Raw genomic sequence first — 854 nt, 5'->3', positions numbered from 1 at the left:
ACCATCGACACGACTGCACCGGTGATTACCGTAGACGTACCGGAGACCGGTAACGACACGACCCCGACCCTTACCGGCAGCACCGATGCGCCGACAGGCACTGTTGTTACCGTAACCGTGACCGATGGCAACGGCGAGACCCAAGTGGTGACCACTACCGTGAAAGACGACGGCAGCTTTGAGGTAGAAGTACCGAACGAATTGCCGGAAGGCCCGGTTAAAGTGACAGCCGAAGTAGAAGATCCGGCCGGCAACAAAGGCACGGCGACCGACGAAGGCACCATCGACACGACTGCACCGGCGATTACCGTCGATGCGCCGGACAACAGCAACGACAACACCCCGACCCTTACCGGCAGCACCGATGCACCGGCAGGTTCGGTAGTGACCCTGACCGTGACCGATGCCAACGGCGCAACCCAAGTGGTGACCACCACCGTGAAAGCGGGCGGCACTTACGAAGCGGACGTACCGGCAGAATTGGCGGACGGTAGCTACACAGTGTCAGCGGAAGTGGCCGATGCCGCCGGTAACAAAGCCACGGCGGCCGACACCGGTTCAGTAGACACCACTGCTGCGATTAGCGTAGACGCACCGGATTTGAGCAATGACAACACACCTTTGATTACCGGTACCACGACCGATGTCGAAGCAGGCCAAGTGGTGACATTGACCGTGACCGATGGCAACGGCGAGACCCAAGTGGTGACCACTACGGTGAAAGCGGACGGCACTTACGAAGCAGAAGTACCGAACGCATTGCCGGACGGTAGCTACACAGTCGATGCCAAAGTGACCGACAAAGCCGGTAACGCGGCCGAAGCCAGTGACGACAACGGCGGCAAAGGCAACGT

General features: G+C 59.8%; 1 protein-coding gene. It reads left to right on the top strand.

Annotation, left to right across the window (positions count from 1 at the left end; all coding sequences use genetic code 11):
- Nucleotides 1-854: Ig-like domain-containing protein (locus ACFPVS_RS13680; RefSeq protein WP_378595865.1), on the top strand; the 854-nt coding region annotated here is incomplete at both ends.

The sequence above is a fragment of the Neisseria weixii genome (assembly GCF_042658245.1).
Lineage (GTDB): Bacteria > Pseudomonadota > Gammaproteobacteria > Burkholderiales > Neisseriaceae > Neisseria > Neisseria weixii.
The sequence above is the reverse complement of the archived record's forward strand: the minus strand, read 5'-3'. Positions and strand labels throughout refer to the sequence as shown.